Origin of the sequence: Microbacterium sp. NPDC057741, assembly GCF_042798735.1 — a bacterium.
GTDB lineage: Bacteria > Actinomycetota > Actinomycetes > Actinomycetales > Microbacteriaceae > Microbacterium.
This window is the reverse complement of sequence record NZ_JBHVJW010000002.1, coordinates 368,822-388,397: the sequence shown is the minus strand read 5'-3', so window position 1 is coordinate 388,397 and position 19,576 is coordinate 368,822. Positions and strand designations below refer to the sequence as shown.

Below are 19,576 nucleotides of genomic sequence, written 5' to 3'. Positions count from 1 at the left end.
TCGATTCCGGTTGCGACGCTCACTTGCGCGCCCTCCTCTCGGCGCGGGCCGTGGAGATCAGGTACGGCACGATGAAGATGCAGACCAGCAGCAGCAGGATGGTGGCGATCGCCGATGCCTTGCCGTACTCACCGCCGGTGAGTGCGGTCCACATGTACGTCGCGGGCACCTCGGTGATGTAGACCGGGCCGGTGATGGCCATGATCAGGTCGAAGACCTTCAGCGACATGTGCGCGACGATCACGAGGGCCGACAGCGCGACCGGGCTGAGCTGCGGGAAGACGACGTGCCGGTAGAGCTTCCACTCGCTGGCGCCGTCCATGCGGGCGGCCTCGCGGAGCTCTTCGGGGATGCCGCGGAAGCCCGACAGGAACAGCGCCATCACGTAGCCGGACAGCTGCCAGATCGCCGGCATGGCCATCGCGGCCATGCCCCACAGCGGCTGGTTGTACCAGTCGTTCTGCATGCCGCCGAGACCCATCGACAGCAGCAGGCGGTTCAGACCGGATGCCCGGTCGTCGACCGCAGAGCCGAGCAGCCAGCGCCAGACGACACCGGACGCCACGAATGAGACCGCCATCGGGAACAGGTAGATCGACCGGAACGCGCCTTCGGCGGTGACGCCCTTGTCGAGCATCCAGGCCCACAGGAACCCGAACAGCATCGTGCCGGACATGAACACGACCGTGAAGATGCCGAGGTTGGCCAGCGAGTGCAGGAAGCGCGGCTCGGTGAGCAGGTCGACGAAGTTCTGCAGCCCGACGAACTCCGAGGCGCTCAGCGCCGAGTCTTTCGTCATGGCGGTGGAGAAGTTCACGCCGATGAGCACGTAGACGAAGATGCCCAGCAGCACGATCGTCGGCGAGATCAGCAGCAGCGGGGGTCCCCAGTTGCGGATGCCTTTGCGCATCGGAGTGCTCCTCACGAGGAGGTGCGCGGGGCGGCGCTGTCGCGCCGCCCCGCGCACGGAACGGTGATTACTGGCCGAGGCCCTTGGTCTGCGCCTGGACGAGAGCGTCCTGCAGGGTCTTGCCGTCCTTGGTGGAGACGAACTGACCGATGGCGGAGGTGATGTCGTTCAGCCACGACACCTTCACCGCGGCGCCGTGAGCCAGCGAGCTGACGACGGTGTCCTTGGCGAACGAGGCCATCGCGCCCTGCTGGTACTCCGGGTAGTCCTTCGGGTCGGCGTCGGTGCGCGCGGGGATCGAGCCCTTCGCGAGGTTGAACGCCTTCTGACCATCGGCCGAGCTGATCGTCTTCAGCCAGTTCTTCGCGCCGCCGGCGTGCGGTGCGCCCACCGGAAGGGTGAACGAGTCGGCGAGGAAGTCGAACATGCCGTCCGTGCCGGGCGTCGGCCAGGTGGTGTAGTCGGTGCCGTAGGTCTTGCCCTTGGCGTCGAACTCCGCCAGGGCCCAGTCGCCCATCACGTTGTAGGCGGCGGTGCCGTCGATGACCATGTCGGTGGCGACCGGCCAGTCCTGACCGGTGCCGTCGGTGTTCGCGTAGCTCAGCAGCTCGGTGTACTTGTCGATCGCGTCGGTGACCTTCGGGTCGTCGAACTTGGTCTTGCCGTCCCACAGGCCCTGGTAGCCGTCTGCGCCCAGGGTGGAGAGCAGCACGTTCTCGAACAGCTGCACCTGGGTCCAGTCGGTCGCCACCGACAGCGGCGTCTGCACGCCGGCCGCCTTGAGCTTCTTCATGTCGGCGAGCCAGGCGTCGAGATCCGCCGGGGCGGTCTTCGGGTCGATGCCCGCCTTGGTGAGCAGCTCGTTGTTGACCCACACGACGTTCGCGCGGTGGATGTTGCTGGGCACCGAGTAGATCTTGCCGTCGACGGTCAGACGGTCGATCAGCGTCGACGGGAAGACGTCGTTCAGGCCGTTGTCCTTGTAGAACGAGCTCAGGTCCTCGATCTTCTTCGCCTCGATGTAGTCGGTGAGCTCGGCACCGGCGTGCGCCTGGAACGAGTCCGGCGGGTTGTTCGCCTTCAGACGCGAGGCGAGAGCGTTCTTCGCGTTCGAGCCCGCGCCACCGGCGACGGCGGCGTTGACGAACTTGGTGTCGGGGTACTGCTCGTTGAACACCTTGACCAGGGCGTCGAGACCGGTCTTCTCCGAACCGGAAGCCCACCAGGTGAACACCTCGACCTGGCTGGCGTCGTCAGAGCCCTTGCTGCCTGTGTCGTCGGTGCTGCCGGAGCACCCGGCGAGCGCCAGGGCGGCGACGGCAAGACCCGCGACTGCGGCGAGTGCTTTGCGCATGTGATCCTCCATTGGATGAGTACAGCCCGCGTTCCGCCGGCCCGTCTGCCATGAAATATGAAAACGTTGCCAAACGCAACCCGGGTGCGGTCACAACCCGGTAACACCGGGCAGGACACCCTGGCTCAGGATGCGGTCGGCGGAGTCTCGCCGGAGCCGCGCTCGACCAGACGGGTGCCCAGCACGATGCGCCGCTCCGGGCCGGCGAGACCCGCGATGCGGTCGAACAGGAGATCGGCCGCGGCCTCGCCGATCGCCCACGGATCCTGCGCGATGGTCGTCACCGGCGGCGTCATCAGCTCGGCGAGCTCGAAGTCGTCGAAGCCCACCAGCGCAGGATGATCGTCCAGCAGCCGCAGCGCCTTCAGCACCGCCTTGGTCGTGCGGCTGTTGGTCGTGAACAGCGCAGTCGGCGGATCGTCGAGGGAGGCGAGTTCGCGCAGCGCCTCGACGCAGACGTCCACATCGTCGTCCACCGCGACGATGAGTTCGGGCCTCGGCGGCAGCCCGGCATCCTTGATCCCCTGCCGGAAGCCGGTCTGCCGGCGCTCCGACGTGAACCGACCCGAGGTGTGCGCGAGGCAGGCGATGCTGCGGTGCCCTGCCTGCACCAGGTGGGCGACAGCCTCGGCCGCACCGCGCTCGTTGTCGACCACGATCAGGTCGGCCTGCAGGTGCTGCGGGGGCCGGTCGACGAACACGATCGGGGTGCCGGCGGCGAGCTCGGCGGTGAGGAACGAGACCTCGGCCTCCTCGTGGGCGACGACGATCAGCCCGTCCAGGCGGCGGCTGAGGATGCGGCGCAGCACGCGTTCTCCTTCGGCCGGGTCGTCTCCGGCGGATGCCACGAGCACGAGCAGGTCGCGCTCCTGGGCCCGCCGCTCGATGGCTCCCACGAGCTCGGAGTAGAACGGATCGGAGATACGGGTGACCACCGCACCGATGGTGCGGGCTGAGCCGGTGCGCAGGGTGTGCGCGAAGTCGTTGCGGCTGAAGCCGAGTTCGGCGATGGCGCGCTCGACGGCGCGGGTCTTGGCGCGGCTGACGCCGACCTTGCCGGAGACCACGCGGGAGACCGTGGAGAGCCCGACGCCGGCGCGCGCGGCGACATCCTTCATGGTGGGGCGTCCACCCCGCCCGTCGCTCATTCCGCTCATCATCCGCCTCGCTGAGAAGGGTGGCATGAAAACGTTGCCGAGTCCAGAATCGGCAACGCGGCACCCGCCTCAGCGGGCGGATGAACAGTGCTTACTGGGGGGCGAGACCCAGATCGTCGAGGTCGAAGGCGGCGAGCCACTGCAGGCCCTCGGCCTCGATCGCGGCCTGCGCGCCGGTCTTGCGGTCGACGATCACTGCGACGGCGACGACCTCCGCGCCCTCGCGGCGCAGCACCTCGACGGCCTTCAGCGCGGACTGGCCCGTGGTCGAGGTGTCCTCGAGCACGACGACGCGCTTGCCCTTGATGTCGGCGCCCTCGATCTGGCGGCCGCGGCCGTGGTCCTTGGGCTCCTTGCGCACGACGAATGCATCCAGCGGGCGATCGGCAGACGCGACCGAGGCGTGCATGACCGAGTTCGCGATCGGGTCGGCACCGAGCGTCAGTCCGCCGACCGCGACGACCTCGGTGTCCTTGATGAGGTCGAGCATGATGCGCCCGATGGCCGGAGCGGCCCGGTGGTCGAGCGTCAGCTTGCGCATGTCGACGTAGTAGGTGGCCTTCTTGCCACTGGAGAGCGTGAAGTCGCCGTGGAACACCGCCTCTCCCTTGATCAGATCGAGCAGGGTCTGGCGGTCTGCGGCGAGGTCGGTCACGGCAACCAGTCTATTCGCCGCACCCGACGGCGCAGTCGCGCAGCCCTCAGGCCGATCCACCGGCTCAGGCGCAGCTGCACGAACAGGGTGATCGTTCCGGCGATGAAGAGTCCGGCGAGGTTCAGGACGAGCTGCAGGATGCTGCTGCCCGCCTCCGGCCACGCCCCGACGGCCAGGGCCAGCGAGAGAGCACCCACCGCGGGCACGGTCGTCACTGAGATGAAGACACCCACGAGCGCGGAGGACTTCGCGGTGGTGACCGACAGCACCCCCGCGACGCCGGCGAGCAGCGCGATCACGAACGACCAGATGTCGGGCGAGATGATGAAGTCGGTGAGCGGCCCCGAGGTCGCGTCCTCATAGCTGAACCCGCCGAACGCGTACACCACGGCCCAGAGGCCCCAGGCGATCAGCGCACACAGCGCGAAGCCGCCGAACAGCGTGCCGATCGCCGGCAGGATGATCCCCTTCCGGCGCCGCACGAGCGCCAGGCAGATCGCCGCGAGTGGCGCGAACTCCGGTCCGACGACCATCGCACCGATGATGAGGATCGGCTGATCCTGCAGTCGGCCGACGCTCGCGATCAGCGTGGCCAGCAGCAGGAACACCAGGAAGGTGCCCGACATCCGAGAGTTCTGCCGCGACGTGGCATCCGCCTGCATCCAGAGCACACCGTCGTCCGGATTGCCGGGGACGGTCCGCTCCGCCTCATCGGCCTCAGCGGAGACGACGAGAAGCGGATCGGTCACGACGATCGCCCCCTCGTCGGCCACGCCGGCGTTGCGCATCATCCGCATCACGCTGTTGGCGTTCTCCTTGGTCATCTCGAACAGCAGGAGATCGCCCTTGCCGTCCATCGCCGCGGCGGGCAGCACCACGAGATCGCACACGGTCGGGTCGTCGCGGAGGTGGTCCTGGATGCGCCGGGAGATGCCGGCGGCCGCAGTCACTCGGACGGAGAGCATGCGCCCATTGTCGTGGAAGACCGGCAAGCGCGCTGGCCCTCATCTGCGCGGGCGCCTATCGTGGCATCCGAGGAGGTCGTCCATGTTCTCTTACGACCCGTATGCCCTGCTCGCCGAGCTGCGCCCCGTGGCGCCGCTCGCGCTGACCAGCCCCGACTTCGAGGCCGGCGGGCCGGTGCCCGCGTGGGCCTGGTCGTCCAGCAGGGGCGGTGAGGACCGGCATCCGACGCTGGAGTGGTCGCAGCCGCCGGCCGGCACGAAGAGCATCGCGATCTCGTGCTTCGATCCGGATGCCCCGACCGGATCGGGCTTCTGGCACTGGGCGGTCGGCAACCTGCCCGCCGACCTGCGCTCCCTGGCCGCCGGCGACGGGGATGCCGCGTCGCTGCCCGCCGGCGCAGTCGTACTGCCGAACGAGGCGCGACTCCAGCGCTACATCGGCGCCGCTCCTCCGCCCGGAACCGGCGTGCACCGCTACTTCTTCGTGGTGGATGCGCTGGACGTCGACGAGATCGACCTGGACGGCGACGAAACACCCGCGTACCTGGGCTTCAACCGTCACTTCCACTGCCTCGCCCGCGGTGTGCTGGTCGGCACGGCCGACCCGGCCGACCGCTGACGCGACCGACCGGTGAGCCCCCTCGGGGCGGCGTTCGGCGTGCCCGCGACTGGCGCTGGACATTTCTCGATATCAAGACATATACTTCCATCATGCGATACTTCGGTTTCGCGATGTGAATTCTTGTTGGTCGAGAAGTGAGGAGACATCGTTGTCCACACACCGTCAGATCGCCACGATCACCTATGAGACGGCCGCCCGCGCGGTCGCCATCGCCATGGAGGTCGGCGCAGAACACGGCGTGCGTGTCGTCGCCGCCGTCGCCGACCCGTCCATGACGCTGATCGCGTACGGCATGGCAGATGATGCCACACCGCACAGCGCCGAGACCAGCCGGCGGAAGGCCGCGACCGCGGCATCCACCCGGCGTCGCACGGCGCAGATCCCGGATGCGCTCTCGACCACTCTGCCGCTCGGAACCGGCGGCGCGCTCACCACGATCGACGGCGGCGTGCCGATCTACTTCGGCGACCAGCACGTCGGCGGCCTCGGCATCGCCGGCGGCCCGCCCGCCGTGGATGCCGCGATCGGCGCCGAGACCCTCACGCGCCTCGGCGCCCGTACAGAAGGAATGGAAATATGACCTCGCACCTCAGCCGCGCAGACCTCTCGGTCGCCGCGCCGATCGTCGAGTTCGCTGAGGCTTCGCTCGCCGACTCCGGTCGCGACGTCGACGCGTTCTGGGCCGGAGCGAGTGCGATCGTGCACGACCTCGTCCCCCGCAACGCCGAGCTGCTCGCCAAGCGCGCTGAGCTGCAGGAGCGCATCGACGCGTTCCACAAGGCGAACCCGGGCATGCCCGACAAGGACGCCTACCGTACGCTGCTGAATGAGATCGGCTATCTGGTTCCGGTCCCCTCCGATGTCACGATCACCACCGAGAACGTCGACCCCGAGATCGCCACCATGGCCGGCCCTCAGCTGGTCGTGCCGCTGCTGAACGCCCGCTTCGCGATCAACGCCGCGAACGCCCGCTGGGGTTCGCTCTACGACGCTCTGTACGGCACCGACGCCATCGACCAGACCGGTGAGCTGGCCCCCGGCAAGGAGTTCAACTTCACCCGTGCCGCCGCCGTCGTCACCCGCGGCCGCCGGTTCCTCGACGAGATCGCCCCGCTGACCGAGGGATCGCACACGGATGCCACCGGCTACCGCATCGACGCGGAGGGCCTGCTCGCGCAGACCGCCGCCGGCGACCGCCGCCTCGCGACGCCCACCGCGTTCGTCGGCTACACCGGCGAGGCGGATGCCCCCACCGGCATCCTTCTCGTGCACAACGGCCTGCACGCCGAGATCGTCATCGATCGCTCGGGCCGGATCGGCGCGACGGATGCCGCGGGCGTGCAGGACATCATCCTGGAGTCCGCGATCACGACGATCCTCGACCTCGAGGACTCGGTCGCCGCCGTGGACGGCGAGGACAAGGCGCTCGGCTACAGCAACTGGCGCGGATTCATGGACGGCAGCATCGCCGAGTCCGTGACCAAGAACGGACGCACCTTCACCCGCGTGCCGGCGGCCGACCGCACCTACCGGACCGCCGACGGCGGCGAGATCACTCTTCCCGGCCGTGCCGTGCTGTTCATCCGCAACGTCGGACACCTGATGCGCACCCCCGCCGTGCTCGACCGCAACGGCGACGAGGTCTTCGAGGGCATCGTCGACGCGATCATGACCGCGCTCGGCTCCCTGCCCGAGCTCGAGGGCCCGAACAGGGGCACCAACTCGCGCACCGGCTCGATGTACATCGTCAAGCCCAAGATGCACGGCCCGGAGGAGGTCGCGTTCGCGGCCGAGCTGTTCGGTCGTGTCGAGGAGCTGCTCGGCCTGCCTGCGCGCACGATGAAGGTCGGCATCATGGACGAGGAGCGCCGCACCTCGGCGAACCTCGCCGCGTCGATCGCCGCCGCGTCCGACCGCGTCGTGTTCATCAACACGGGCTTCCTGGACCGCACCGGCGACGAGATCCACACCTCGCTGCACGCAGGCCCCTTCCTCCCGAAGGCCGCGATCAAGCAGCAGCCGTTCATGAAGGCCTACGAGGACCGCAACGTGGCGATCGGCCTGGCATCCGGCCTGGACGGCCGCGCGCAGATCGGCAAGGGCATGTGGGCGGAGCCCGACCTCATGCACGACATGCTCGAGAAGAAGATCGCGCACCCGCAGTCCGGGGCCTCCACCGCGTGGGTGCCGTCGCCGACGGCCGGCACGCTGCACGCGCTGCACTACCACCAGGTCGACCCGTTCGCGGTGCGCGCGACTCTGCCGCCGGTCGGCGAGGAGGCGCTGGACGCTCTGCTGGTTCCGCCGCTCGCCGGCGAGGGCGACCTGACCGACGAGGTCGTCGCCACCGAGATCGACAACAACGTTCAGTCGATCCTCGGCTACGTGGTGCGCTGGGTCGACCAGGGCATCGGCGTCTCGAAGGTGCCGGACATCCATGACGTGGGCCTGATGGAGGATCGCGCCACGCTGCGCATCTCCAGCCAGCTGCTGGCCAACTGGCTGACCCACGGCGTGATCACCGAGGAGCAGATCGACGACAGCCTGCGCCGCCTCGCTGTCGTGGTCGACGAGCAGAACGCCGGGGACGCGAACTACGAGAAGCTGGCCTTCGCCGAGGGCGACGAGCCCGGCATCGCGTTCCAGGCGGCCCGCCGCCTGATCGTCGAGGGCGCAGCGCAGCCCAGCGGCTACACCGAGCCGCTGCTGCACGGCCTGCGCCGCGAGAAGAAGGCCGAGCAGGCCTGACGGACAGTCATGAGTGAGGGGGCGGATGCTGCGGCATCCGCCCCCTTCGTCACTCTGGTGCGCTTGCTCGTCAGACCGGTCTCGCCGTCTTCCTTCGCCGCTTCTGCACCTCCGGAACGACCAAGGCCGGCACCGCACGAAGCATGAACTTGTCGAAGTCCGGAACCGTGAACGCCGCGTAACCGTGCTCAGGTGTGTAGAGCAATCCCATGTCGATCAGCTCGGCCCGAGTAGGGCCCAGTTGCGTGGATTCGCGTCCCATGACACGCGCGACATCCGCCGCCTTCTGCGCATCAGGGCCGAGCTCCGCCATCGCGCGCATGTACGCGGTCTGCAACGGAGTTGCACGGTCGAGTCGCACCCGGAAGAACGAACTGTCGAGTTTCGCTTCGTAACCTTCCCGCGCGTTCTCCACATCGGCGCGCGTAATCGGAGACTGCTCCGCGATCTCCCAGACCTGGTATCCGAGCTCCTGGATGAAGTATGGGTACCCCTGGGTGATCTGGATCGCAAGCGCGACGGCGTCAGCCTCATACTCAACGTCCTCCCCCACGGCCGGTTCAGTGAGCGCCTCGCCCGCGTCATCCTCGTCCAGGGAATCGATCTTCGGAAACTGGAAGAGCCGCTCGGCATATGACTTGGCATCCCCGGCCAATTCAGCGATCTGCGGTAATCCTGCCCCGACGAAGGTAACAGGCAGCTTGCGTTGAACGGTCTTGTGCACCGCCTGGATGAGAGCTTCGAGCTGTCTCGGGCTAAGAAACTGCACCTCATCGATGAGAATGGCAACACCGCGCTCCCGCTCTTGTGCGATCTCACCGATCGCGACAAGCACGTCGGTCAGGTCCAGACTCAGATCACCGTGATCGGCAAGCCCTTCTTCTGGCTCGACATCCCAGGCCAGGGACCACGTGCCCTGCTGATCGACGGACAGGGCGAATGATGCGACCACCGCGGCGGCTCGCCGAGCACGATCCGTCCACTTCGCTCGAGGCGACAACCGTAGGAGCGCACCCTTGAGCAGCGACGCCATCGTCTGCCGGAAGCGCGTGTCGTCGTGCTTGCTCGCCTCGATCTCGATCACCTCCCAGTGTTCGCGCCTGGCGATGTCGCCGAACTCGTTCAGGAGCACCGTCTTACCTACCCCACGCAAGCCGGTGATGATCATCGATTGGTGTGTACGCCCGCGGGCCAATCGACGGAGTAGTGTCTCAAACGCCTTGGTCTGCTCCTGCCGCCCTACGATGATGTCTGGCGATGCACCGGCGTTCGGCGTGTACGGGTTGGAGACGCTGTCCATGTCCACTCCCTCGGTTTACAAGTGTTATACACCTTTATCAAGTTCTAATAAAGCAGACTAAACGGTAAAACCGCCCCACGCATTACCTACCGCATCGCGGCCAGGCCCTCGCCCCGCAGTTGCATCCGTCCCCCAGCGCAGCGAACATGGCGGAATCACGGATGGGAGCCTGAAACGGACACTCAACCAACACCCGATGCCCTCGAAGAGATTGACGATGCACTCGCACACGACGACACTCGCCTAGGCGACGTGTTTCGGGGCAAGCGCGACGGACTGACGAACTCCCAGATTGCCGGCTCCAAGACCCATGGCTGGGTCACCAATTACACCGGATACATCCAGAGCATCCGCGCGGGTAAGGTCCCTGATGGTGCGACCCGAAGGAACAGCACCCGCGGCGCAGTCAAGTCATTCCGCGATCGGAATCGCGCGTGGTTCGGCCAAGAGGCCATGGCATGGCTCGACCGCGTGGTCTGCGCACTCTCCCCTGTTGGAGAGTCTCGACCCGAGAGGAACGACCGCGAGTGGGTCGACCGGGGAGGCCAGCACTTCGATACTCTCCAGCTAGATGCCGAAGTCGCCCGGCTTCTGGATGCACGACGGCTGCCTACGGATCGAACTCGGCTCGACACACTCCGTCGCATCCTGTCCTCATGAGACCCGGTCCGAGCTGTGTCCGCCCCCACCGATAGCCTGGAACCATGCGTCTGGCCACCTGGAACATCAACTCGATCCGCACGCGCGTGGGCCGCGCCGTCGACTTCGCCGTGCGCGAGGACATCGACGTGCTCGCCCTGCAGGAGATCAAGTGCAAGCCCGAGCAGTTCCCCTACGGGCCCTTCGAAGACGCCGGCTACCACGTCGAGGCGCACGGCCTGAACCAGTGGAACGGCGTCGCGATCGTCAGCCGTGAACCGATCACCGACGTCGAGACGCACTTCGCCGGCATGCCAGGCTTCGCGAAGGGACACGAGGGGCCGGATGCCCCGCTCGAGGCCCGCGCGCTCGGCGCGACCGTCGGCGGCGTGCGGGTGTGGAGCCTGTACGTGCCCAACGGCCGCTCGCTCGATGACCCGCACCTGGCCTACAAGCTGCACTGGCTGAAGGCGCTGCGCGACGCGACCGCTGCGGAGACTGCGGCGAACCCGTCGCTCCCCCTCGCCCTGGTCGGAGACTTCAACATCATCCCGTTCGACAAGGACAACGGCGACCCCGACATCGTGATCGGCCGCTCCACGCACGTCTCCCCCGAGGAGCGCGAGGCGTTCTTCGCGCTCGAGTCGGCCGGCGTCAGCGACGTGGTGCGTCCGCTGATCCCGGAGGGCTTCACCTACTGGGACTACCAGCGCCTGAAGTTCCCCCGCAATGAGGGCGTGCGCATCGACTTCATCCTCGGTTCGAAGCCGCTCGCCGACGCTGTGACCGGCGCGGAGATCCACCGCAACGAGCGCAAGGGCGAGCAGCCCAGCGATCACGTGCCTGTGGTCGTCGATCTCGACCTCGGTGGCGCCGAGGACGACGACGACATGCCGATGATCTTCGCCTGACCCTCGTCAGGCTCAGGGACCGATGTTCAAACTGATCGCGACCGACCTCGACGGCACCCTGCTGAACGAGCAGAGCGTCGTCTCGGCACGCACCCGCGCCGCGCTGGATGCCGCCCGCGCGGCCGGCATCCGCACGGTGCCGGTGACCGCACGACAGCCGATCGGACTGCGGATGATCGCCGCCGGCGCGGGCTTCGACGACTGGGCGCTCTGCGGGAACGGCGCCTACGGCGTGCACCTGACCACCGGCGAGCACCTCTTCGCCGAGGAGATCCCAGCGGCCGTGCAGCAGCAGCTGGCCGAGGCTCTGGGCGCGGTGATCCCCGACCTCGTCTACGCGAGTGTGCGCGACGCCGGCGAGAGCTTCGTCGCCCAGCACGGCTACGCCGAGCTCGCCAGCCTCAGTGACCACAAACGCGACCCCGCGACGATGGGCGGCGTGCCGCTCGAGTCCGTGCTCGGCGCGCCCAGCCTGAAGCTCGTGATCCGGCATCCGTCTGTGCCGATCCCGGAGATCTTCGCCGCCCTGCAGAGCCTCGGCCTGACCGGCTTCGAGGCCACCCTGTCAGGGGCGCCGTTCGTCGAGGTGATGGCCGAGGGCGTCACGAAGGCCACCGGCGTCGCACAGCTGTGCACGCGCCTCGGCATCGACCGCTCCGAGGTGCTCGCCTTCGGCGACGCGCTCAACGACCTCGAGCTGCTGCGCTGGGCCGGCCGCGGAGTCGCCATGGCGAACGCCGAGCCGGCCGTGCGGGATGCCGCCGACGAGCACGCCCCCTCGAACGCCGACGACGGCGTCGCCGTCGTGATCGAGCGGATGCTGGCGGGCTGAGCACCTCTGACACGCAGAAGCGCCGCTCCGCACGGAGCGGCGCTTCTCGGCTGTCGGCGTGTCAGCCGACGGGCACCTTCGGTTTCTTGCCGGCGTATGCCGGCTCGAGGATCACGGAGCTCGCCTCGGCGGTGACATGCCCCGCGAGGGTGCCGGTCACGGCGACACTGATGCGCGCTCCGCGCAGCCGGCCAGTCACGTGCAGGCTGTCGCTCTGCGCGCCGGGGATCGGTGAGCCGTCTGCGAACCACTGGTATTGCAGCTCGACGCCCGACGGACCCCACTCGCCCGGCTGCGCCACGAGCACCTTGCCCATGCGGGGCTCGCCCTCGATGGTCGGCGTGCCCGCGACGACTGCCGGGGTGGCGCACTCACGCTGGAGGTTCAGGTCGATGCCCGTGAGTGTCTCGGCGGCTCCGAGGGTGAAGGTCTTCGCGCCGGCGAGCGACGTGCCGCCGCCGTAGAAGCTCTCGCAGTATCCGTCCGCCTTCACGCCGAGCGTGTAGGTGCCCGCAGGGAGCCAGCCGCCCGACTCTTCGGCGGGTATCTGACTGATCGAGTACTCACCTGTGGTGGTCGTGACGGTGCGGATCGCCTGCCACTCGTCGCCGCTGCGACGGTAGGCGGTGATCTCCGCCGTCACGGGCTCGCCGTCGTCGGACGCGGACAGCGTGCCTCGGATGTCCCCGCCGCGCTCGAGCGAGAAGTCGATGCCCTCGATAGTGCCGTCGGCCGAGACCGTGACCGCCGTGGCGTCCTCCGGTGCGAACGCCGAGTCGTAGTACTCCGTCACGAAGTGGCCACCGAACTGGGCAAAGCCACTTGCCCTGAGCGTGTAGGTTCCCGGGGCGACGTACAGCGAGTAGGACCCGTCCTCGCTCACAGAGGCCACGCCTGCGAACTCGTCACCGTCCCACGCCTCGATGTACGCCTCCGCTATCGGGGCATCCGTCGTGACTGTCCCCGAGATCACGCCGGCCGACGCCAGCTGCACATCGATCCCCCCACGGTTCTCGCCCGCGGCGACGGTGATCGGCGTCGCCTGCGACCAGTCGCGGGTGTCCTGCCAGTACTCGTCGATCAGCAGCCGATCCTGGGGAACGATCCACGCGGTGTGCGTCCCGGGGTTCACGCGGACCTCGAACCGCCCTTCGGCGTCGGTGTCGACGACCTCGCCCGCGATGTTGACCTGCGCGGCGACCGGGCTGCCATCGCTCTCCCTCGTGACGGTCCCGCTGATCGTCGCCTTCGCCTCGAGCGACGCATCGACGGACGCGGTCTCCGCTCCGGCCTCGATGACAAGGTGCTGCGCCTCGCCGATCTCGTGCACGCCGTTCCAGTACTCCCCGGCCAGCTCGCCGTCGTCCGAACCGGAGAATGCGACGGTGTACTCGCCCGGGAAGATCCCGACGATCCGGTACGCGCCGTTCTCGTCCGTCATCGCGGAGGCGGAACCGAGACCGGAGACGGTGCTGACGCTGACGTTCACCCCGGCGACAGGTGTCCCGTCGCTCTCTCGGGTGACGGTCCCGGAGACCACACCGCCCTGGACCAGAGATGCGTCGATGCCGGTGGTGGTGTCCGTGCCCGCGACGGTCACCAGCGTGGCATCCTCGGACACCCCGACGCCGTCGTAGTATTCCTGCGCCAGCCCCGTCTCACCGGGGAATGCCGACGCACCGTTGAAGCTCACGGAGTAGTCCCCCGGCAGAAGTCCCGAGACGGTGTACACACCGTCGGCATCAGTGCTGGCGAATGCGAAGCCGGCGCCGGTCTGGTTGGACACCTGCACGATCACGTCGAGGAGGGGCGACCCGTCCGCCTCGCGCGTCACGCGCCCCGAGATGGCGCCGCCCTTCTCGAGCGACGCGTCGATCCCGGTGACGGACGCGGCGGCAGCCACCGGCACCCACTGCGCCTCCCAGCTCTCGTGCACCCCGTCGTAGTACTCGCCCACGAGCGGCGCCGGCGCTCCGGCGAACTCGACCTTGTAGTCACCGGGGGTCAGCCCCTCGAGTGTGTAGCTGCCGTCCGCCCCGGACGTCGCGTAGCCGGAACTGCTGCCGTCATCGGTCCAGGCCGAGACGGAGACGCCCTCGACAGGCGAACCATCCACATCACTCGTCACGACCCCGGAGATCGACCCCGGAGCCGGATCGTCCTCTGCAGATGCGCCTACGGCTCCCGTCATTACCACCGCGAGTGCCGCAGCACCCGCCACCAACGCGCGCCAGCGCGCGCGTGAAAGCGATCGAACCATCGCCGTCCTTCCGGCGGACGGCGTCCTCGCCACCCGCGCAACCAAATGTCATGCTGCGCCGGTTGCGCATTGTGATGAACATATCCGCTCGAATGGATCTGCACCTAGTACAGAAGGCAACGAATCGCTCCCGATCACCCGCCGCGGGTGATCTACTCCCCCATGACCCCCGTGCGCACCTCCCCCGGCAGGGGCGCGTAGCGCAGCAGCACCGCTCCGCCGTCGCCGGCCTCGGCGCTCAGCAGCTGCATGTTCCCGGGGGCCGCTCCGTCGGGGAACACCTTCTTGCCCTGCCCGAGCACCACCGGGTACACCCACAGCTGCAACTCGTCGTAGAGCTTCTCCGCGAGCAGCGTCTGCACGAAGTCGACACTGCCGATCACGTGCACGTCCTGGTGCTTCTCGCGCATCGCAGCGATCTCGGATGCCAGATCGTCCCCGACCCGCGAGGATCCCTGCCAGTCCAGCTCGATCCCGGCATCCCGCGAGGCGACGTACTTCGGCACCCGGTCGAACAGCTGCCCGATGAAGCCCTCCGGTCCGGTGGTGTGGTGGGGCCAATAGCCGGCGAAGATGTCGTAGGTGCGCCGGCCGAGCAGCAGCGCGTCGAGGGTCTCCATCCCCGCACTCACACTGCGCATGACGGCCTCGCTCGGATAACCGGCCTGCCAGCCGCCGAAGACGAAGCCGTCAGAGGGATCCTCCTCGGGCCCGCCCGGCGCCTGGGCGACGCCGTCGAGGGTGGTGAACAGGTCGATGATGATGCGTCCGGTCATGAGAGAACTCCCATCGGTATCGGTGCGATGTGGAAAGCGGATGCGAAGCGATCCAGCATCCGCTCGTCGCCACGCACCACGGCGACGAGGTCTTGAGCGACCGCCTCGGTGGCGGTCACCTCTCCTGCGATCAGGCGGCGGATGCCGGGACCTGCGACGATCACCGCATCCGCTTCGCCGTCGGGGAGCCGGCCACTCACGGGAGGTGCCGGCGGAGCGAGCTGCGCGACGCGCAGTTCGCCGCCTTCGACCTGCACACGCAGCGAGACGTCGCCCACGTGCAGTTCGATGTCGAGGTCGTCGGCGCCGTCCGCGAGAGACGTGCGCAACGCCATGGTGAGCGAATCGGGGGTGACCACGTCGCCCTCGTCGGGATCGCCCATGGCCTGGAACCCCCAGCGTCCGAGGGCGAGCATGATCGGCTCGAGCGCCCTGCCGTAGAGCGTCAGCTCGTATACCAGTCCGCAGTTCAGCAGCGGCACGCGCCGCACCACCCCTCCCTCCTGCAGCTCCTTGAGCCGGGTGGACAGGATGTTGGTGGGGATGCGCGGCAGTCCCTGCTTCAGGTCGGTGTAACGCCGGGGGCCGACGAGCAGATCGCGGATGATGAGCATCGCCCACCGCTCCCCGACCAGTTCGACGGCCGTCGTGACTCCGCAGTACTGGCCGTAGCTGCGCGCCGCCATGTCAGGCCGACGCGTCGCCCTGGGCCGCCATGTACGCCTCCGGCCCCTGCTCGACGGCGGCGGGCTCCATGAACAGGAAGCCGAGCGAGTTGCCGTCGGGGTCGTCGAGGTCGCGCGAGTACATGAAGCCGTAGTCCTGAGCGGGCTTGGGCTCGACGCCGCCGGCGGCGAGGCCCTTGGCGATGATCGCGTCGACGTCCTCGCGGGAGTCCTGGGAGAAGGCGGTCGAGACCTGCAGGACCGCGTTGGGATCGGCGATCGGCTTCTCGGTGAAGGTCGAGAAGTAGTCGCGGGTGACGAGCATGAAGTAGATGTCGTCGCTCCACACGACGCAGGCGGCGTTGTCGTCGGTGAACTCGGGGCTGATGGTGCAGCCCAGCGCCGTGTAGAACGCCTTGGCGCGCTCGAGGTCGGTGGTGGGCAGGTTGACGAAGACCTTGGTCATGATGACTCCTCTGTCGATGACGGTCTGGATCTCTGCGGTTGCTGAGCCCGTCGAAGCTAGCTTGCAAAAAACAACCGAACTTGTCAATAGCAAGTGAGAATCAGTGCGTCCGGCGCAGCCCGACCGCCGCGAGCACGCCGGCGCCCGCGGTCAGCGCCGCGACGACTGCCAGACCGACCCCGGGAACGGATGCCGCGCCAACAGCCCCGGCGACCAGCGGCCCGCCCGCATCGCCGAGCTCGCGACCGAGCTCGGCACTGCCCATCGTCCGTCCCATCCGGTCGGCGGGCGTCGACGCGGCCAGGTGCGAGAACGCGACCGGTGTCGCCGTTCCGACGCCCGCCCCCACCAGCAGAGCGGATGCCACGAGTCCAGCGATCGCGAGCCACGATCCGGATACCGCGAATGCGACGCCCGCGGCGAGCGCGATGCCCGCCGCGATCAGCGCCAGTCCCGAGACGGCGCCGGCGCGCACCGGCATCCGTCCCCTGTCGTGCCGGGCGCCGCCCCACGGCTGCGCGACGCTCGACACCACGGCGAGCACGGTCACCAGCGCCATGCTGCCGATCGTGCCGATGCCGATCTGCCGGCCGAGCAGCGGCAGGAAGCCGACCGCGACGGCGAGAGCACCGGTGGTCGCGGCGAGCACGAGGGTCGGCAGCAGGAATCCGGGAGCGGTGAGCTCCCGGCCGAGATCGGCCAGCGTGACCCGCTTGCGCGGCAGCACCGGCACCTTCGGCACGGCGAGCAGCACCCATGCGGCCGCCGCCACCCCGAACACGGCGAGCGCCCAGAACAGTGCAGGCAGGCCCGACCAGATGACCAGCACCGCGCCGATCAGCGGGCCGAGCGCGTAGCCGAGACTCTTCCACGAGCCGTACCGGCCGAAGTAGGTGCCGCGACTCGAATCGTCGGAGAGCCGCGCGACCGCGGCCGAGGACGCCGGCGAGAACGCGGATGCCGCAGCCCCCTGCCCGAACCTCGCGATGACCAGCCCGAGGGTTCCGGGCACCAGCGCACCGAGCACCGAGAACGCGGCGAAGGCGAGCAGGCCGCCGACGATCACCGGTCGCACGCCGATCCGGTCGCTGAGCGCGCCGAACACCGGCTTGAGCAGCACTTCGGCGAGGTCGTAGAGCGCGAGCGTGAACCCGAAGGCCAGCAGCGTCCAGCCGATGTCCTCGCTCTCGGCGCCGAGCGCCGCGGCGATGCCGTGCGCACCGAAGGCCGTGGTGAAGCCGGCGAGATACAGGGGTGCGAGCCGCGGTCTGGTCACGCTCGATTCTCGCACCCGGCATCCGCCTCGCGGGGGATGCCGGGAGGGCCGCCGCCGCCTAGCGTGGAAGGCATGTTCACCCGAACCCCGTCCGAGCGCGACCGGCGCGGCGACCTGCTGCTCGCGGGCGTGCTGTTCGTCGGCGGCATCCTCAGCGCTGCGCTCAGTTCGATCGCCGGGATCTACGGCGACGCGCAGGCCGAGCCGTGGACCGCCCTGCCCTACGTGCTGATCGTCACCGGGCCGCTCGCCCTGCGCCGCAGGTATCCGGCGACGGTCGCGATCGTCGTCTCGCTCGCGTACTTCGTCGCCGTCACCCTGCGCATCCCCGAGATGTACGTCGGCAACATCGCGATGTTCATCGCCCTGTACACGGTGGGCGCCTGGATGAACGACCGTCGCCGCGCGATGTACGTGCGCGCCGGGATCATCCTCGGCATGTTCGTCTGGCTGATCATCGTGATGTACCGCGATGCGATCGAGCAGGCCGACAAGGCGGATGTCGCAGCCGGGCTGTTCTCGCCCTACGTGGCGATGATGATGCTGAACCTGCTCGTGAACGTGCTGTACTTCGGCGGGGCGTACTACTTCGGCGAGCGCTCCTGGCACGCCGCGCAGGAGCGCGACACGCTCGCCCGACGCACTGCCGAGCTCGAGGCCGAGCGCGAGGTGTCGGCCGCGCAGGCGGTCGCGCTGGACCGGGTGCGGATCGCCCGCGAGCTGCACGACGTGGTCGCGCACCACGTGTCGGTGATGGGCGTGCAGGCCGGCGCCGCGCGCCTGGTCGTCGACCAGGATCCGGAGCAGGCGAAGCGTCTGCTCGGGAGCATCGAAGAGGCGTCCCGCGCGGCGATCGGCGACTTCCGGCAGCTGCTCGAGACGCTGCGCGCGCCCGGCGGCGAGACCGACGAGCCCGCCTCGACTCACACGCTGGATGACATCGCTCAGCTCGCCTCGTCGGCGGCGGATGCCGGGCTTCCGACCGCGTACACGGTCGTCGGCGCCCCGGTCCCGGTGCCGGGCGTCGTCTCGGTGAACCTGTACCGCATCGCGCAGGAGGCGCTCACGAACGCCCGCCGGCACGCCGGGATCGGCGCGACCGCCGACGTGCGGGTGCGGTACGAGCCGGATGCCGTGGAGCTGGAAGTCGTCAACACCGGGCGCGCGATCACCGCGCTGCGGCCCGGGCTCGGCCAGCTCGGCATGCGGGAGCGCGCGCACGCCTCGGGCGGCACGATCGAGCTCGCCCCTCGCCCGCAGGGCGGTTTCCGGGTGCGGGTGACCGTGCCGCTTCGCGTCTTGGAGGAGGTGGCCCGATGATCAGGGTGCTTCTGGTCGACGACCACGCGATGCTGCGTGCGGGGTTCCGGACGATCCTCGGCACGCAGCCCGACATCGAGGTGGTCGGTGAGGCATCCAGCGGTGCGGAGGCCGTGGCCGCGGCATCCGCTCTGCAGCCCGACGTGATCACGATGGACGTGCAGATGCCCGACATGGACGGCCTCGAGGCGACACGGCGGATCGTGGCCGACCCTGCCGTGGCATCCGCCGTCGTGATCGTGACGACCTTCGACCGCGACGACTACCTCTTCGACGCGCTGGACGCCGGGGCGAGCGGCTTCCTGCTGAAGAACGCCGGACCCGAGGAGCTGCTCACTGCCGTGCGCGCCCTGGCCGCCGGCGACGGGATGCTGGCACCCGAGGTGACCCGCAGGGTGCTGACACGGTTCTCGTCGCCGCCCTCCCCCCGGGTCCTGAGCGAGGAGCGCCGCGACGAGCGCCGTACTGCGCGAGCGGTTGACACGAGCATCCTCGCCGAGCCGCTCACGGATCGTGAGGCCGAGGTGCTGGCACTGATGGCGGATGCCCGCAGCAACGGCGAGATCGCGACGGAGCTGTACATCGGCGAGGCGACCGTGAAGACGCACGTCTCCCGCGTCCTGCAGAAGCTCGGCGCGCGCGACCGTGTGCAGGCGGTCGTGCTGGCGCACCGGCACGGGCTGGCGTAGACCGGCGCGCCGACCGCGGGCCGGCCGCCGA

The 19,576-nt window shown here is 68.8% G+C and carries 18 protein-coding genes; 7 read left to right on the top strand and 11 right to left on the bottom strand.

Annotated features, from left to right (window positions below; all coding sequences use genetic code 11):
- Window positions 1–19: 19 nt before the first annotated feature.
- The 5 genes from ACFVDO_RS08815 to ACFVDO_RS08795 all read right to left on the bottom strand — a co-directional run bounded on the left by ACFVDO_RS08815 (window position 20) and on the right by ACFVDO_RS08795 (window position 5,041).
- Entirely contained in the window at window positions 20–910 is an 891-nt protein-coding gene (locus ACFVDO_RS08815; protein WP_378859156.1) for a carbohydrate ABC transporter permease, read from the bottom strand.
- A 67-nt stretch (window positions 911–977) separates the two neighbouring features.
- Complete coding sequence (locus tag ACFVDO_RS08810; protein WP_378860028.1) at window positions 978–2,264, bottom strand: ABC transporter substrate-binding protein; 1,287 nt, start codon at window positions 2,262–2,264, stop codon at window positions 978–980.
- Window positions 2,265–2,389: 125 nt separating this feature from the next.
- A complete protein-coding gene (locus tag ACFVDO_RS08805; RefSeq protein WP_378860027.1) occupies window positions 2,390–3,412 on the bottom strand; it encodes a LacI family DNA-binding transcriptional regulator in 1,023 nt (340 codons plus the stop codon).
- Between the two features lie 100 nt (window positions 3,413–3,512).
- The gene (gene pyrE, locus ACFVDO_RS08800; RefSeq protein ID WP_378860026.1) at window positions 3,513–4,076 is read right to left on the bottom strand and encodes an orotate phosphoribosyltransferase; all 564 of its coding nucleotides are present in this window, start codon (window positions 4,074–4,076) and stop codon (window positions 3,513–3,515) included.
- On the bottom strand, window positions 4,073–5,041 hold the full coding sequence (locus ACFVDO_RS08795; protein WP_378860025.1) for a DUF389 domain-containing protein: 969 nt from the start codon (window positions 5,039–5,041) through the stop codon (window positions 4,073–4,075). Before ACFVDO_RS08795 ends, pyrE begins: the two co-directional genes overlap by 4 nt.
- Before the next feature lie 82 nt (window positions 5,042–5,123).
- Between ACFVDO_RS08795 and ACFVDO_RS08790 the strand changes: the two genes are divergently transcribed.
- The 3 genes from ACFVDO_RS08790 (at window position 5,124) to ACFVDO_RS08780 (ending at window position 8,411) form a co-directional block, all read left to right on the top strand.
- Window positions 5,124–5,660: a YbhB/YbcL family Raf kinase inhibitor-like protein gene (locus ACFVDO_RS08790; protein WP_378860024.1), complete on the top strand. Its 537-nt coding sequence runs from the start codon at window positions 5,124–5,126 to the stop codon at window positions 5,658–5,660.
- Window positions 5,661–5,811: 151 nt separating this feature from the next.
- Window positions 5,812–6,243, top strand: coding sequence for a heme-binding protein (locus ACFVDO_RS08785; protein ID WP_378860023.1), 432 nt, complete (start codon window positions 5,812–5,814; stop codon window positions 6,241–6,243).
- Window positions 6,240–8,411 carry a malate synthase G gene (locus ACFVDO_RS08780; RefSeq protein ID WP_378860022.1) on the top strand — a complete coding sequence of 724 codons (2,172 nt, stop codon included), beginning with the start codon at window positions 6,240–6,242 and terminating at the stop codon, window positions 8,409–8,411. Before ACFVDO_RS08785 ends, ACFVDO_RS08780 begins: the two co-directional genes overlap by 4 nt.
- A 70-nt stretch (window positions 8,412–8,481) precedes the next feature.
- On the opposite strand, the gene ACFVDO_RS08775 is transcribed toward ACFVDO_RS08780, so the two are convergent.
- Window positions 8,482–9,711, bottom strand: a complete 1,230-nt coding sequence (locus tag ACFVDO_RS08775) for an AAA family ATPase (protein WP_378860021.1) — start codon at window positions 9,709–9,711, stop codon at window positions 8,482–8,484.
- A gap of 704 nt (window positions 9,712–10,415) precedes the next feature.
- Between ACFVDO_RS08775 and ACFVDO_RS08770 the strand changes: the two genes are divergently transcribed.
- The gene (locus tag ACFVDO_RS08770) at window positions 10,416–11,261 is read left to right on the top strand and encodes an exodeoxyribonuclease III (protein ID WP_378860020.1); all 846 of its coding nucleotides are present in this window, start codon (window positions 10,416–10,418) and stop codon (window positions 11,259–11,261) included.
- 22 nt (window positions 11,262–11,283) lie between these two features.
- On the top strand, window positions 11,284–12,093 hold the full coding sequence (locus ACFVDO_RS08765) for a Cof-type HAD-IIB family hydrolase (protein WP_378860019.1): 810 nt from the start codon (window positions 11,284–11,286) through the stop codon (window positions 12,091–12,093).
- Between the two features lie 61 nt (window positions 12,094–12,154).
- Here the strand turns inward: ACFVDO_RS08765 and ACFVDO_RS08760 are convergent, their stop codons facing one another.
- The 5 genes from ACFVDO_RS08760 to ACFVDO_RS08740 all read right to left on the bottom strand — a co-directional run bounded on the left by ACFVDO_RS08760 (window position 12,155) and on the right by ACFVDO_RS08740 (window position 17,536).
- Window positions 12,155–14,284 carry a collagen binding domain-containing protein gene (locus ACFVDO_RS08760; RefSeq protein WP_378859978.1) on the bottom strand — a complete coding sequence of 710 codons (2,130 nt, stop codon included), beginning with the start codon at window positions 14,282–14,284 and terminating at the stop codon, window positions 12,155–12,157.
- A 221-nt stretch (window positions 14,285–14,505) separates the two neighbouring features.
- Window positions 14,506–15,129 (bottom strand): dihydrofolate reductase family protein, encoded by a 624-nt coding sequence (locus tag ACFVDO_RS08755; RefSeq protein WP_378859977.1) that lies wholly within the window; start codon window positions 15,127–15,129, stop codon window positions 14,506–14,508.
- On the bottom strand, window positions 15,126–15,815 hold the full coding sequence (locus ACFVDO_RS08750; RefSeq protein WP_378859976.1) for a winged helix-turn-helix transcriptional regulator: 690 nt from the start codon (window positions 15,813–15,815) through the stop codon (window positions 15,126–15,128). The genes ACFVDO_RS08755 and ACFVDO_RS08750 overlap by 4 nt, the downstream gene beginning before the upstream one ends.
- A gap of 1 nt (window position 15,816) precedes the next feature.
- Window positions 15,817–16,260 carry a VOC family protein gene (locus tag ACFVDO_RS08745; protein ID WP_378859975.1) on the bottom strand — a complete coding sequence of 148 codons (444 nt, stop codon included), beginning with the start codon at window positions 16,258–16,260 and terminating at the stop codon, window positions 15,817–15,819.
- Window positions 16,261–16,360: 100 nt separating this feature from the next.
- Entirely contained in the window at window positions 16,361–17,536 is a 1,176-nt protein-coding gene (locus ACFVDO_RS08740) for an MFS transporter (protein ID WP_378859974.1), read from the bottom strand.
- Between the two features lie 72 nt (window positions 17,537–17,608).
- Between ACFVDO_RS08740 and ACFVDO_RS08735 the strand changes: the two genes are divergently transcribed.
- Together ACFVDO_RS08735 and ACFVDO_RS08730 are read left to right on the top strand one after the other, a co-directional pair.
- A complete protein-coding gene (locus ACFVDO_RS08735; RefSeq protein ID WP_378859973.1) occupies window positions 17,609–18,856 on the top strand; it encodes a sensor histidine kinase in 1,248 nt (415 codons plus the stop codon).
- Window positions 18,853–19,545 (top strand): response regulator, encoded by a 693-nt coding sequence (locus tag ACFVDO_RS08730; protein WP_378859972.1) that lies wholly within the window; start codon window positions 18,853–18,855, stop codon window positions 19,543–19,545. The genes ACFVDO_RS08735 and ACFVDO_RS08730 overlap by 4 nt, the downstream gene beginning before the upstream one ends.
- Window positions 19,546–19,576: the final 31 nt, after the last annotated feature.

Excerpts from the sequence above, each read along its gene's own strand:
- ACFVDO_RS08755 (WP_378859977.1), bottom strand. The coding sequence starts at position 15,129 with ATGACCGGACGCATCATCATCGACCTGTTCACCACCCTCGACGGCGTC.
- ACFVDO_RS08760 (WP_378859978.1), bottom strand. The coding sequence starts at position 14,284 with ATGACGGGAGCCGTAGGCGCATCTGCAGAGGACGATCCGGCTCCGGGG.
- ACFVDO_RS08790 (WP_378860024.1), top strand. The coding sequence starts at position 5,124 with ATGTTCTCTTACGACCCGTATGCCCTGCTCGCCGAGCTGCGCCCCGTG.
- ACFVDO_RS08750 (WP_378859976.1), bottom strand. The coding sequence starts at position 15,815 with ATGGCGGCGCGCAGCTACGGCCAGTACTGCGGAGTCACGACGGCCGTC.
- ACFVDO_RS08730 (WP_378859972.1), top strand. The coding sequence starts at position 18,853 with ATGATCAGGGTGCTTCTGGTCGACGACCACGCGATGCTGCGTGCGGGG.
- ACFVDO_RS08815 (WP_378859156.1), bottom strand. The coding sequence starts at position 910 with ATGCGCAAAGGCATCCGCAACTGGGGACCCCCGCTGCTGCTGATCTCG.
- ACFVDO_RS08765 (WP_378860019.1), top strand. The coding sequence starts at position 11,284 with ATGTTCAAACTGATCGCGACCGACCTCGACGGCACCCTGCTGAACGAG.
- ACFVDO_RS08770 (WP_378860020.1), top strand. The coding sequence starts at position 10,416 with ATGCGTCTGGCCACCTGGAACATCAACTCGATCCGCACGCGCGTGGGC.
- ACFVDO_RS08775 (WP_378860021.1), bottom strand. The coding sequence starts at position 9,711 with ATGGACAGCGTCTCCAACCCGTACACGCCGAACGCCGGTGCATCGCCA.
- ACFVDO_RS08795 (WP_378860025.1), bottom strand. The coding sequence starts at position 5,041 with ATGCTCTCCGTCCGAGTGACTGCGGCCGCCGGCATCTCCCGGCGCATC.
- ACFVDO_RS08745 (WP_378859975.1), bottom strand. The coding sequence starts at position 16,260 with ATGACCAAGGTCTTCGTCAACCTGCCCACCACCGACCTCGAGCGCGCC.
- ACFVDO_RS08805 (WP_378860027.1), bottom strand. The coding sequence starts at position 3,412 with ATGAGCGACGGGCGGGGTGGACGCCCCACCATGAAGGATGTCGCCGCG.
- ACFVDO_RS08735 (WP_378859973.1), top strand. The coding sequence starts at position 17,609 with ATGTTCACCCGAACCCCGTCCGAGCGCGACCGGCGCGGCGACCTGCTG.
- ACFVDO_RS08810 (WP_378860028.1), bottom strand. The coding sequence starts at position 2,264 with ATGCGCAAAGCACTCGCCGCAGTCGCGGGTCTTGCCGTCGCCGCCCTG.
- ACFVDO_RS08780 (WP_378860022.1), top strand. The coding sequence starts at position 6,240 with ATGACCTCGCACCTCAGCCGCGCAGACCTCTCGGTCGCCGCGCCGATC.